The 13,755-nt window shown below is 38.4% G+C and carries 10 protein-coding genes; 7 read left to right on the forward strand and 3 right to left on the reverse strand.

Features of this window, described 5'->3' with window-relative positions:
* Positions 1-121: 121 nt before the first annotated feature.
* From A6E03_RS12775 to A6E03_RS12785, 3 genes are all read left to right on the forward strand, one after another.
* Positions 122-1,825, forward strand: a complete 1,704-nt coding sequence (locus A6E03_RS12775) for a phospho-sugar mutase (RefSeq protein WP_065600991.1) — start codon at positions 122-124, stop codon at positions 1,823-1,825.
* 537 nt (positions 1,826-2,362) lie between these two features.
* Positions 2,363-4,807: a GH92 family glycosyl hydrolase gene (locus A6E03_RS12780; RefSeq protein ID WP_065600992.1), complete on the forward strand. Its 2,445-nt coding sequence runs from the start codon at positions 2,363-2,365 to the stop codon at positions 4,805-4,807.
* Positions 4,808-4,861: 54 nt separating this feature from the next.
* Positions 4,862-7,402 carry a GH92 family glycosyl hydrolase gene (locus A6E03_RS12785; protein WP_065600993.1) on the forward strand — a complete coding sequence of 847 codons (2,541 nt, stop codon included), beginning with the start codon at positions 4,862-4,864 and terminating at the stop codon, positions 7,400-7,402.
* Between the two features lie 82 nt (positions 7,403-7,484).
* Here the strand turns inward: A6E03_RS12785 and dcuC are convergent, their stop codons facing one another.
* A complete protein-coding gene (dcuC, locus tag A6E03_RS12790; RefSeq protein ID WP_065600994.1) occupies positions 7,485-8,864 on the reverse strand; it encodes a C4-dicarboxylate transporter DcuC in 1,380 nt (459 codons plus the stop codon).
* A 252-nt stretch (positions 8,865-9,116) separates the two neighbouring features.
* Positions 9,117-9,752 carry a LysE family translocator gene (locus tag A6E03_RS12795; RefSeq protein ID WP_065600995.1) on the reverse strand — a complete coding sequence of 212 codons (636 nt, stop codon included), beginning with the start codon at positions 9,750-9,752 and terminating at the stop codon, positions 9,117-9,119.
* Between the two features lie 206 nt (positions 9,753-9,958).
* On the opposite strand from A6E03_RS12795, the gene A6E03_RS12800 reads away from it, so the two are divergent.
* The 3 genes from A6E03_RS12800 to A6E03_RS12810 all read left to right on the forward strand — a co-directional run bounded on the left by A6E03_RS12800 (position 9,959) and on the right by A6E03_RS12810 (position 11,896).
* Positions 9,959-10,792, forward strand: a complete 834-nt coding sequence (locus A6E03_RS12800; protein WP_176703480.1) for an AraC family transcriptional regulator — start codon at positions 9,959-9,961, stop codon at positions 10,790-10,792.
* A gap of 73 nt (positions 10,793-10,865) precedes the next feature.
* Positions 10,866-11,579, forward strand: coding sequence for an AzlC family ABC transporter permease (locus tag A6E03_RS12805; protein WP_065600997.1), 714 nt, complete (start codon positions 10,866-10,868; stop codon positions 11,577-11,579).
* The gene (locus tag A6E03_RS12810) at positions 11,576-11,896 is read left to right on the forward strand and encodes an AzlD domain-containing protein (protein ID WP_065591670.1); all 321 of its coding nucleotides are present in this window, start codon (positions 11,576-11,578) and stop codon (positions 11,894-11,896) included. Before A6E03_RS12805 ends, A6E03_RS12810 begins: the two co-directional genes overlap by 4 nt.
* 20 nt (positions 11,897-11,916) lie before the next feature.
* On the opposite strand, the gene A6E03_RS12815 is transcribed toward A6E03_RS12810, so the two are convergent.
* A complete protein-coding gene (locus A6E03_RS12815) occupies positions 11,917-12,531 on the reverse strand; it encodes a fumarylacetoacetate hydrolase family protein (RefSeq protein WP_065591671.1) in 615 nt (204 codons plus the stop codon).
* 204 nt (positions 12,532-12,735) lie between these two features.
* On the opposite strand from A6E03_RS12815, the gene A6E03_RS12820 reads away from it, so the two are divergent.
* Positions 12,736-13,566 carry an AraC family transcriptional regulator gene (locus A6E03_RS12820; protein WP_065600998.1) on the forward strand — a complete coding sequence of 277 codons (831 nt, stop codon included), beginning with the start codon at positions 12,736-12,738 and terminating at the stop codon, positions 13,564-13,566.
* The last annotated feature ends 189 nt before the right edge of the window (positions 13,567-13,755 follow it).

Consider the following 13,755-nt stretch of genomic DNA (forward strand, 5'->3'; position numbering starts at 1 on the left):
GTATAAGAACTATAATTTGGTCATAGTTAGCTATTTTTTCCTGAGTTTAGCGATTGTGTTCATTTAATTGATAATGAATATCATTTAGACTTAAGACATATTCAGTAATGAGGTTTTTATTATGATGCAGCAAATCAATAATTGGTTAAGCAGAGATCCTGAAGAAAAAACAAGAGAAGAACTTCAGTCGCTCGTTGATATTAATGATATCGAAGAATTAAATGATCGTTTTTCTTCTCGCCTCCAATTTGGTACGGCTGGGCTACGAGGCATGGTTGGTGCAGGGCCAAATAGAATGAACAGGTTAGTAATTCAAGAGACAGCGACAGGGCTAGGTCATTATTTAATTGAACACATAATTGATGCAGGCCAAAGAGGTGTAGTCATTGGTTATGATGGTCGTACCGACTCTCTGCAGTTTGCTCATGATACCGCGAGTGTTCTAACTGCACTTGGCATTAACGTCTTTTTAACAACCAAAGTTGCAGCAACTCCGATTGTCGCTTATGGCATAAAGAAATTTAATGCAGCAGGGGCTGTCGTTGTTACTGCCAGTCACAATCCTCCTGAATATAATGGTTTTAAAGTATATTGGGAAAATGGGGCACAGATTATTCCACCGCATGATTCTGGTATTGCTCATCAAATAGATATTGCAGCCACCAAGTCAATTCCATGGATGTCACTTAGTGATGCTGAAGCCAAAGGGTTATTAGTATGGCTAGATGATAAATACTATCAAAGCTACCGTAATACAATGAACAATAACCCATTGCTTTCAAATCACACTGATCCATCAGCGATCTCAATCGCCTATACCGCGATGCATGGTGTTGGTGCTGACATGGCTGAAACCTTATTACATGATGCAGGATTTATCCATGTTGCTAGTGTGGCAGAGCAAAGAGAGCCGGATGGTACTTTTCCTACCGTAAATTTCCCTAACCCTGAAGAAAAAGGGGCAATGGATATGGTTATTGCGTTAGCCGATTCGGTTAATGCAGAGTTAGCGTGTGCGAATGATCCTGATGCTGACCGATTTGCTCTTGCCGCCAGAAAAGCGGATGGTAATTATCAAATGCTCACCGGTGATCAAGTGGGCATTTTATTTGGTCATTATCTATTAAATCATACAGACGCAAGCAAACAACTTGTGGGAAACACGATTGTCTCGTCACGTTTATTAAAGAAAATTGCTGAGGCAAAAGGCGCAGAGTATTTCCAAACATTAACGGGCTTTAAATGGTTAACCAACGTAGCCATGCAAAAACAGAATGAAGAAAAACAATTTCTTTTCGCTTATGAAGAAGCGCTTGGTTACACCGTTGGTAGTGAAGTGTGGGATAAAGATGGTTTATCAGCGTTAGTTGCTTTTGCTCAGTTAGCAGCAGAGCTTTCAACTCAAGGCAAGAGTGTTTGGGATGAACTAGAGTTGATTTATCGCACTCATGGTTTATATGTCAATGCACAACAAAGCATTGCATTAGCCCCTAATTCACCACCAATTGGCGATAAATTAAGAGCAAATCCGCCAACTCAGATTGCTGGTGTAAATATTTGTGCAACGGAAGACTTGAAAGCCTCATTACGTTATTTATCTAATGGCTCTACAGAATCCATCGATCTACCGGCGAGTGATGTGTTGATTTATCACCTAGAAGATGAGTCTCGTATTATCGTTCGTCCATCAGGAACTGAGCCAAAACTGAAATGTTATTATGAGATGGTGACAGAAATAAATCCAATAGATGATTATGTTGCAGCACAAGAAAAAGCAAATGCAGCAATGGAGTCTCTAATTAAAGAACATCAGAAAAGCTTGTAATACAGTAACAACGTTTAGCTAATTATGTTAATGGCCTCAATATTAAATTGAGGCCATTTTATATGAAGAGGAATAATATTTAATAAAAAATAGATTTAATCTATGAACTAAAATCACACTTTTTATATGCGTAAATTAAATATTTGTTATTAAATATCTATTGCTGTGACTTATATATCTATTTCATTTGTTGTTTAGATCAATATTACGCAACATATCACAAATTACTTTTTATGATTCAATAATCCAGTAAATGGTTTAAATGTCAACTTACTGAAGATGTAATAAATACTTATTATTCTTGTGGTTATCAACTGGTGTATTAAATAAAAACGAATGCTTTCATAGCAAGGCGATACTTATTTTTATTTAAATAAACCATAGAAATGTGATTATTAAGCATATTGGGTACATCTAAATAGATTGTGCAGATTTGAACATGAAGGCGTGTTTTATATTCTGACCTAATTGCTAAATATCAATAAAAAACAAAGATTAATATATCTATGTTTTCCATTATTAGTAATAAGGAACAATATGAAATATCAACTTTCTTTCTTAGCATTTGCTGTCGCTTTTGGACTGACTGGTTGTGGTGATGAAACAGTTAATCATATATCAACCTCTAATCCTGATGTTCCAGCAATCACTGCCCCTGCTATATCAGGCTTTGCTAAATATATAAACCCATTTATTGGCACTGGCGCGGATGGACACACTTTCCCTGGCGCTGTATATCCTTCTGGTATGGTTCAATTATCGCCTGATACAGAAATGGACGGTTGGGGTTCTGCAGCTGGTTATTTTGATCATGGTAAATTAGTTGATATTCCTGTGTATGGATTTTCTCATACTCATTTATCAGGAACGGGTATTACGGATTTAGGTGATATTCTTATTCTGCCATTTATAAATAAATCGAATGCCACTTACAATACGTTTGATAAGAAAAATGAAATCGCTCAAGCAGGCTATTATGCAGTAGAACTGAATAATGGTGAAATTAAAGCCGAGTTAACAACATCTCCTCGTGTTGGTTATCATCGCTATACCTTTAAAAAAGGATCGACACCTTATATTAAGCTTGATCTTGACCATACCTTAAATAAGTCGTGGGGTAATCGTACCACGATTGGTGATATTGAAATTGTAGATGAATATACAATTAGAGGTAAACGCAGTTCTGATGGTTGGGCGAATAATCAGCATATATATTTTTATGCCAAGTTTAGTCAACCAATTATAAAAGCAACAGCCATGATTGACGATGTTGAAACGGATATAGCACTTAATAATGAGGGAGCGATTGAGGCTGTTCATACCATTGCGTATTTAGAATTTGCAGAATCAAACAAACCCGTTGAAATGAAAGTAGCACTATCACCAGTGAGTGCCGAAGGGGCTGAAGGAAATTTAAATGCTGAAGTTCCGCATTGGGATTTTTCTAAAGTACGCAATACCTCTTTGAATGCTTGGAACCAAGAGCTTAATAAAATTAAAATTGAAGGCGGCACCGAAGAGCAGCGTGAAATCTTTTATACTTCCCTATATCACGCCTCAATCGCCCCTATGATTTTCCAAGATGTTGATGGTAAATATCGTGCAATGCGAACTCAAGATATTAAAGATGCAGGGGATACACCTAATTATTCTATCTATTCAATGTGGGATACATTCCGTGCATTCCATCCACTGCAGACCATCATTAATCCACAGCGAGCAGAAGAATACGCGAATGACTTAATTCGTAAATATGAAGATGGTGGCATTCTTCCTAAATGGGAGCTTCATGGTCATTACACTGGGACGATGATTGGTTTTCCTGCGATTTCTATTATTGCAGACGCAATGGTAAAAGGCCTTAATATTGATCCTGAAAAAGCAAAAGAAGCCGCAGAATTTACAGCCCGTTACCAGGAGAAGCAACAATTTATTGATGCTGGTTGGACAGAAGATCAGAACTTAGGTGCAGCTAATGTAGTGCAAGTTAAAGTGTATGAAGAAAATGGGTTTGTGCATCATGGTTACTGGAACTCAGCATCTTATACGTTAGAGTTTGCTTATGGTGATTGGGCAATGTCTGAAATTGCACGAATGAGTGGGGATACTGCACTTCAAAATAAGTTCATAGTTCGTGCTGGTAATTGGAAAAATCATTGGGATGCTGAAACTGGATTCTTACGCCCGAAAAATCATCCGGACAGCACTCGTCCGGAAAAACCAGCGTCAGAGTTCAATCATCCGATTGCAAACTGTGAGACTGTTGAGGAGGTGAAAACCTGTGAATTTGAACCGTTTGATCCTTACTACGTAGACGAATTCGCCTTTACTGAAGGTAATGCATGGCAATGGAAGTTCCAGCCGATGCATGACTTTGAAGGGCTAAAAGAGGCTATCTATCAAGCAGATGTAGCAAAAGGGAAAGAGACCTCACCAGAGAAAGCGTTCCGTGAAGATTTAGATGAGTTATTTACGGCAAGTTCTTCTAATACTGGTGAAGAGTTACCAGATTTAACGGGGTATGTTGGTCAATATATGCATGGTAATGAACCATCACACCATATTCCTTACTTATACAACATGACTGATGAGCCTTGGAAAGCTCAAGAGTACTTAGACCGTATCATGAGTGAAATGTACTCAGCTACGCCAACTGGCATTGTTGGTAATGAAGATGTTGGTCAAATGTCTTCTTGGTACATCATGTCGGCGATGGGGTTCTACCAAGTGACTCCAGCAGACCCAACTTACAGCATTGGTCGTCCACTGTTTGATAAGACTACATTAGCGGTGGAAGGTGGTGAGTTTACTATTACCGCAGATAACAACAGTCCGCATAATAAATTTGTTAAATCGGTCACGATTAACGGCCAACCACTGACAGATTTTTCATTCGAACACAGTGATATTAAAGCTGGTGGCAACTTACATTTTGTAATGACTGGCGACAAAAACCAAGCAATGAAAGCGGATCTAAATTAACTCAATTAGGCACTGTTTATTCAGTGCCTATTACTTTAAAGAATAAGGATTTTCATGAAATTTAAACGATCTTTTTTAGCATTCGCTGTTGCTTTTGGTCTTATTGGTTGCACAGAAGAAACCGTAAATAATATTTATACAGAGAATAATGATTCTGATAGTTCGGTAACGACGCCATTTCCCGAACTTGAAGGCAATGTTGCTTACATTAATCCTTTTATTGGTACAGGATTTAATGGGCATACTTTCCCAGGGGCAGTGGTACCAGAAGGGATGGTACAACTCTCTCCAGATACAGAATTAATTGGGTGGCACTCGGCTTCAGGGTATCACTATGATAAAGATACCTTATTTGGTTTTTCTCATACTCACATTAGTGGCGCAGGAATGGGAGGGCTTGGTGATATTCAATTCCTTCCATTTACAGAAGATAATGAAAAATACATCGACCAATCAGATGATTACCGTAAGGCAAAATTTGTTAAGTTAGATAAGACAACAGAGATAGCAGAGGCTGGGTATTATTCTGTTGAAATCGCCGATAATGGCATAAAAGCAGAGCTTACCGCTTCAGAGCGAGTCGGCTTCCATCGCTACACCTACCCAAAAGGTAAACCAATGAAGCTTAAGATAGATTTAAACTCTATCTTAAATTCTGATTGGGGCTCAACGTCTCTACGTAATCAATTGCAGGTAAGTGACGACGGCTACACGATTACGGGTGAAAAAGATTCGGCGAACTTTTCTGGTTGGGCGAAGAATCAAAAAGTGTTTTTCCATGCCACTTTCGATAAGAAAATTAAAGCCGTTTATCTATTATCTGGTGGCGTTAAAGTAAATGGTTTGATTGCAGAACACCGCTCTGAGCTGATTTACAACGATGAAGGCGTTGCGATTAAGCGCACGAAAGCCGATGTAACTGCTTATATAGAATTTGAATCTGGTGATAGCCAAGAGTTAAATGCACAGGTGGCTATTTCTGGCGTGAGTGCTGATGGCGCGAAGGGAAATCATGATGCAGAAGCATATACTGATGGTAAATTAACGTCATTTAATATTGCTCGAGGTAATGCGGTTAAAAAATGGAGTAAGGCGCTAAACTTCTTTATTAAAGGTGGTACTGAAGAAGAAAAAGAGATTTTTTATACTGCGTTATACCATACTAAAATTGCGCCAATCGTACATCAGGATGTAGGTAATAGCTTCCGAGGGATGGGGGTTGGATCTATGCGTAATGGTGAAGATGAATACCGCATTGCTTATGGAACAGCCACCGACGATAAGCCTAATTTTACGGTATATTCTTTATGGGATACCTTCCGTGCGTTGCATCCTCTAAAAACGATCACAGAGCCGACTCGAGCGGTTCAATATGCAAAGAACCTAGTTCAAAAGCAAATGGAAAGTGGGTTGTTGCCTAAATGGGAGCACATGGGAGACGAAACAGGAACCATGGTGGGTTATCCCGCGGTTGCTGTTATCGCTGATGCCATGACTAAGTATCCAGACGAATTCTCGCAAGAAGAGAAGGTTCAAGCTCTGAATGCGGCTATCGCTTCATCAACATATAAGCCTGAAGACTTTTCTGAGTGGGATAAACAAGTTCTTGATAAAACATTAACCACACACGTTAAATACATTGAAGATCCCGCATTTGGCTTTGCTCCTGCCATTCAAAGAGATGCAGAAGGTAATGCCGTTAACCCTGATTATACAATTGAATCAGTTTCTTATGGGTTAGAGAATGCTTACTATGATTGGTGTATTTCTCAAATAGCCACATTGGCCGGAGACGATAAAAATGCAGAAATATATTTAGCTAGAGCTGATTTGTTTAAAAAGTATTTTGATAATAATCCAGAACAATATGCCGAAGAGGGAGTCACCGGATTTATGCGTCCGATCATGGCTACAGGTGAGTTTATGACACCTTTTGACCCATTTGGTACCGCTCATGAAACGGGGAATTATACCGAAGGGAATGCATGGCAATGGACGTGGTTTGCTCCTCACGATATCAATGGTCTTAAAGACATTATGGGTGGAGAACGCGCCTTTTTAACGAATCTAGAGGCGACATTCAACGCTAAACTATCTGGTGATGAAACCGCAGATATGTCAGGATTAATTGGACAAGTCGCTTTTGGTAATGAGCCTTCTCATCATATTCCGTACTTATACAATTGGACTGCCGAGCCTTGGAAAACTCAAGAAGTGGTAGATCATATTCTTGATGAAATGTATCACGCGACACCAGAGGGAATTGTAGGTAATGAAGATGTTGGCTCAATGTCAGCATGGTATGTTATGTCTGCAATGGGTTTTTACCAAGTAAATGGTGCAGATCCTACTTATACTGTAGGTCGTCCATTATTTGATGAGATCCGCCTTCCGGTTAAAGATGGTTTCTTTACGGTGAGAGCGGCCAATAACTCCGATGATAATATGTACATTAAATCAGTCACGATTAACGGAAAGCAACTTGAAAGCGGTTTATTCTTTGAGCATAAAGAATTTAAAGCGGGCGGTGATTTAAGTTTTGTGATGACAGGAAATAAAGAGGAAGCGATGAAACCTCAAGTGAAGAGTATTTAATTGTAGGTCATCACAAAACGTCTAATTATTTATATATAAAAACGGTGGGCTAGTAGCTCACCGTTTTTTATATGTAAATTAGCTATGCGTACTGAATTACAGCTAAAATTAAGACTACTACCATACTGCTTAACATTGGAACAGAAGTACGTTTAATAACATCAATCGGAGTGATGTTAGCCATACCAGATACCGTTATAATAACGCCAGCAACTGGAGATATAGTTCGGCCAATACCTGCTGCAAATAGAATTGGAACTAATGGAAGTAAAGGATTAACACCAAAATTAGTCGCGATTTGAGGAACAATCGGGATAAATGCCATTACTGGAGCATTGCCTGAACCTGTAATGAAAGCCGTAAGTAGAATAAAACCAGAAAATACAATCACAATGCCACTTGGCCCAAGATCAAATGATTTTGCAGTATCGATCAACGCGGTAATCGCGCCAATATTTGTTAAGCCAGCTGAGAAAAATTCAGCGGCTATCATTAACGTTAATACACTCGCAAAAATCATTCCAGTGCCCTTCAACCATGCTTCAAAATTATCAAAAGCACGTTGAATTGAACGGAATCGGATCGCTTCAATAATGACACAGATAGATATTGTGGACATCATAGCGATTGGAATCGTCATGGTAATTGATTCCATCACCATGCTTGAGAAACCAAATAAGAACACAAATGGAAGCACTGGAAGTAGTGCGTAGAAACCAGGAACGGTATCATTTTGATCGTGTTTTTCTTCTAGTGTTTTTAAGTATTTACCGCGATCTTGTGCAGGATCATAACCTTCTTTTTTATCACAGTAACGTTGCCAAAGGATATTCACAAAAGGAATGGTAAGCAGTAGCAATGCTTGGAAAATAGTTTGATGATTAACAACAAAATCCATGATTTCAACGTTAATTGCGTTCGCACCGATCACTGCGTTTATTTGACCTGGGCCATATTCCCATGCGGTAGGAATAACGATAGTTGCCACGGCCGTTTTTGCACTGACACCGGCATTACGAAGTACAGGGTACAGCGTTCCCATTAATAATAAGGATAATGAGGTTGCCCCAGTAATAAAGACATACATGATTGATACAAAAACCAGTACTAGCGCTAATAATACATAAGGACTTTTGACTGCCATTACTGGGCGAGAAGTCGATTTAACTAATGCTTGAGATGCACCTATGTGGTTTAGATACGTTGATACACCAGCAATTGAAACGAGCGTTAAACCAACTTTACCTAAACGGCCGTTTGTAATTTCTGTAAAACGTTGCCATAAATCAAAAAACATAGTGCCTTGTGTTTTTCCATCGGCAAGAATGGGACTAATATCAGCAAATTGTGCAAAGGCAAGTAAGAAGAGGCCAGCTGTTATTAATGTTGCTTGAGGATTGAATTTTTTCAACATTGAATAGGCAACAAGCCCAACAATGATAAGTGTAAATATATATGACATAAATAAATATCTCTAGATTAATAAGTTGATAGAGATTGCCAAAATATATGGGATATTTATTTGAATTGGAGAGTAAAAATGGAATTATATAATACTTAAGTGGTATATATGTAGCGTAGATCGCTAATTTTAATATAATTGCTCGATATATATAAACAAAAAAATCACATTGTTTGTTGATAAAGATGGGGATTTATTTACATTTTAAATTCAGAGTAAATTAGCCAGTATGGAAATACTGGCATTGATAATTTAAACAAAAACAAAAGAGCTCAACATCCACAGTGCAAGAATGATAAAAATCCCGCCCATGAATTTATGTTGATACGTTCTGAATTTCACGTTATTGATTAGCGACTTTCCAAGTGTTCCCACTAACGCTACCAAGATTAAGTTAAACAATAAACCAAGAACGTTAAGCAATAAGCCAAGTACCAACATTTGCTCGCCAGAGGTTGCTGCAATATTGGTAGAAACAAATTGCGGTAAAAACATAACAAAGAAGACTAACGCTTTAGGGTTTAGCAGATTACTGACTAAAGCACGTTGATAAAACGTGGTTGCCATTGTCGAGCCTTGTTGTAATTCTGGTGCTTCATCTGCTTCTGCTCGAATACAATCCCAACCCATTTTTAATAAGTAGGCACCACCAACGAGATGTAATGCTTTTAAGGCAATAGGGCTCATCGCAATCAATGCAGATACGCCTAAAGCAGCAAGCAAGGTTAAAATAATACCCGAGGTCGCATTACCTAAGCTGGCAAATAAACCGACTTTACGGCCGTAACTCATGCTTGAACTAGCAATCAACAGCATATCAGGACCAGGCAGTAGCAGTAGGGCGATAACAGCAGTTAAGTAAACAGGAAGAATAGTAATATCAATCATTATTTTATTTTGAATTATAAATCAGGAGGCGGATTTTATAGTAGTGAAGAGGTAAGATCCATGATTAAAAAGTCGCCTAGTGATATAAAATCGGCATATTAAAAAATATAGACATTATTGTTAATAAGAATAAAAATAATAATGCGCAATTTTGTACAAAAGAAATGAGAGGGCTTACTATATACTTTAGTAAATAGGGATGAATGATGGCTAATGAGAAAGTAAAAAAGGAAATAGCACACTACCAAGTAGCAGAAGAGCTTGGAGGGCTTGAAATATTAAATGCTGATTATGAAAAGCAGACTTTCTCACGTCACAGTCATGAAGGATATACGATTGGTGTCATTGAACGTGGTGCTCAACACTTTTATCGTAGTGGTGGCAATCATACCGCCCCTCAAGACAGCATCATTTTAATTAATGCCGACGATATTCACAGTGGCCATTCGGCAACGGATGGAGGGTGGGGGTATAAGGCGATGTATCCGTTGCCTGAGCAATTAGAAAGTTTAAGCAGGGAATTGAGTTGTGGGCAAGTTGGAGCCCCTTATTTTGCGGAGCCTGTGGTTTATGATCCAGAACTAGCTAACCAGTTGAGGCTAGTGTTCACCATGTTGGATCAATCGGATAATCGTTTATTAAGAGAAACCTTAGTTTATGGCGTTTTAGTTAAACTCATGTGTAAGCATAGCAAAACACGTTATACAGATGGAGCTATCTCTAAAGTTCAAAAACCATTGTATTTAATAAAAGAATTTTTAGACGACTTCCCTCAAGCGGATGTTTCTCTTGAAGATCTATCACGACTTAGTAATTTGAGTGCTTATCACCTAGTTAGATCGTTTCAAAAGGCGTTTGGTCTTCCTCCACACAGTTATCAAATTCAGTCTCGTTTACGAATGGCACGTAAACTTCTTAAGCAAGGGCATTCGTTGTCTGATACTGCACAAGAAACGGGATTTCATGATCAGAGCCATTTACACCGTCATTTTAAAAAAGCGATGGGGATAACTCCAGGGCAATACCTCAAACTATTTTAAGCAAGTTTGTACAATCTTAGATAAAGGAATACAGCTCTAATATAGGCTGATTTGATTTAATAAAGAGTCGTTTATGGATATAAATACTGCCGTACAGCCTTGTTCAAATTCTCGTCTTTTTTGGCAAGGAACATTAGCGATGATCCCACTTAGCATCGCAGTATTACCATGGGGGTTATTAGCCGGTTCATTTGCTATTGATGTAGGTCTTACTCCTTTTGAAGGTCAAGCTATGTCAGCAATTTTGTTTGCAGGTTCGGCTCAGTTAGTCGCCATGGGAATGATTAAAGCAGGCGCAGGGTTAACAACCATGTTGCTGACAACTTTTTTTATTACCTCGCGTCATTTTTTATATAGCGTCTCGATGAGAGATAAAATTAGCCCTTTACCGCTTCGATGGCGTTTATCTCTTGGCTTTTTATTAACCGATGAATTGTTTGCTGTATGTGGGCACCAATCAGAAAAACAATTTAATCGTTGGTACGCACTAGGTGCAGGATTCAGTTTCTATTTCTTTTGGAATGCAGCAACCTTAGCCGGAATTGTTGCGGGTAGTTATATTCCCTCATTGAATGAACTTGGATTAGAGTTTGCGGTGGCGGCGACCTTTATTGCCATTGTTGTACCTACCATCAAAAATAGCCCAGTACTGGTCTCTGTTATTAGTGCCTTAATCTTGTCTGTCACACTGACGTATTTTTCCGTTGAAGGCAGTTTAATGATAGCGAGTATTGGCGGTATGGTAGCAGGGTATTTAACAGAGATATTAAGAGGGAAAAGAGGATGATTTTCATATCAATTTTAGCAATGACGGCGTTAGTGTTTTTAAGTCGCTACTTGTTTTTAGAACCCAAATTACCCCTTAGATTAAACGCTCAAACTCAGAGGTTATTAAGCTATTCAAGTCCTTCTGTTTTAACCGCGATTTGGGCTCCAATTGTATTTATGCCTGACAATGAATTATCGCTTTCTGGGTCAAACCCATATTTGTGGGCGGCATTAACTGCAGCTCTGATTGCATGGAAAACAAAGAATGTACTACTGACAACGATTATCAGCATGATCGTATTCTTAGTGCTTAACTTATGGGTATTTTCAGCATAAGGCCAAAGAGTGGGAGGCTATTATCTTGCTACCCACTCAGCTTCAATCAATGTCTTTCCATCTAGCTTTAAGCGGCTAAGAAATATATCCCCCATATGAATTTCACCAACGCCTTGAGGTGTACCAGTCATGATGACATCGCCATCATACAATTGGGTATAGGATTTTAAATCAGCAAGGATAGTTTCTGGAGAGTAAATCATCTGGCTAACTTGGCCACATTGAACTCTCATACTGTTAATGAATAGCTCAATTTGAAGTTGATTACTGTCGATACCATCAAGTGGGATGAAACGGCTAAATACCGCTGAGCCATCAAAGGCTTTTGCTCGCTCCCAAGGAAGTCCTTTGCTTTTTAGCTCAGACTGTAAATCTCGTTTGGTTAAATCAAAACCAATTGCAACGGCAGATAGCTGTTCTTCTTCAATCAAAAAACAGATCTCAACTTCATAATGTAAACGTTCTTGATGGAAAGAAGATAGGGTTGAAGTGATGCATGAATTTGGTTTATTAAACACCACCATTTGCTCAGGGATCGTATTATTTAATTCATTAATATGGGCAACGTAATTCCGGCCAATACATAATAATTTAGATGGAGTAATTAACTTTTCTCCCAAACGAACCGAATGCATTTCCTATCCTTAGGTTTAATAATAAAGGGTAGAGTTTACCTGAACTCCTCTTTTTTCAATCGAACTCTGTTGAGTTTTTAGTCAAAAATCAGATCTCTAGCTCAACTACGAATAGGATCATATAGATAATTATGGTGTTCTGTTGTGCTGTTAATGAGATAAGTCAGTTAGAATGGTTATTATTTTCTCTTTACGGTATTAATGATGATCAAGTGGATTCACCCCCCTAAAAATTCGGATGTGGCTAAACTGATCGATTGTTATTGGTTTTTAGAAAGACCTGAAGAGACAGACAGTAACCCATTTCCCAAATTAAACCCTGAGCCAGCAGGGCATTTGATCATTGCTATTCCTGAGCAGCCTTATCATTATGATATTGAATCTGATCGATTAAAGGGAAAAGGGTCACATTGGTTATACCCATACAGCAAGACATTACAGATGGATCACTCGCATGGTTTTGCGATCATCGGGGTTAAATTTCATGTTGGTGCGTTGTATTTATTAAATCAAGAACCACAACAATCAGTAGCAGATACTATTGTGTCAGCAGATTTGAACGTATTATTCGGTACTGAAGAGATAAATGAAATAGATCTGATTAAGCTAGCCAAACAAGATCCTCAGAGGCTTTGTACTAAGTTAGATGAGATATTGTTACCGGGGTTATCTAAAGTAGAAGAAGATAAACATTATAAACTGACAACAAAAGCACTACCTTTATTAGCGAAAACGCCCATTGCTCAATTAGGGGAGTTATTGCATTGCTCACAAAGAACGTTAGAGCGAAGTTTTTTACGAGTGACAGGGTTTACTTTAAAACAATGTCAGTCAATGAATCGATTGGAAGCGTTAATTACGTATCTGTATCAGCGAGAAGAAACCGACATTGATTGGTTAACGGTTGCGTACGAATTCGGCTTTAGCGATCAACCACACTTAATCCGTTATTTGAAAAGTACTTTGGGAGTTACCCCCGGGGAGTACGCAAAGCAACGAGATCTTACGATTGATATTTACGGTGGAATTGAATAGCCAATAATACCATTCTGGATAAGTAGTTGTTCAGATAATTGCGTAGGAAAAATCGATTAGAGCAAGGCATAAATTACAGTAACTAGTGGATCTAATTACAAAATTTATAACGCAGATATAATCAATTTTAACAAGCAAGAATGATCAAATACTTATGTAGATTGGTATAAGCATTTAAGAAGAATATAA

Source organism: Aliivibrio sp. 1S128 (assembly GCF_001691065.1).
In the GTDB taxonomy this organism is placed as follows: domain Bacteria; phylum Pseudomonadota; class Gammaproteobacteria; order Enterobacterales; family Vibrionaceae; genus Aliivibrio.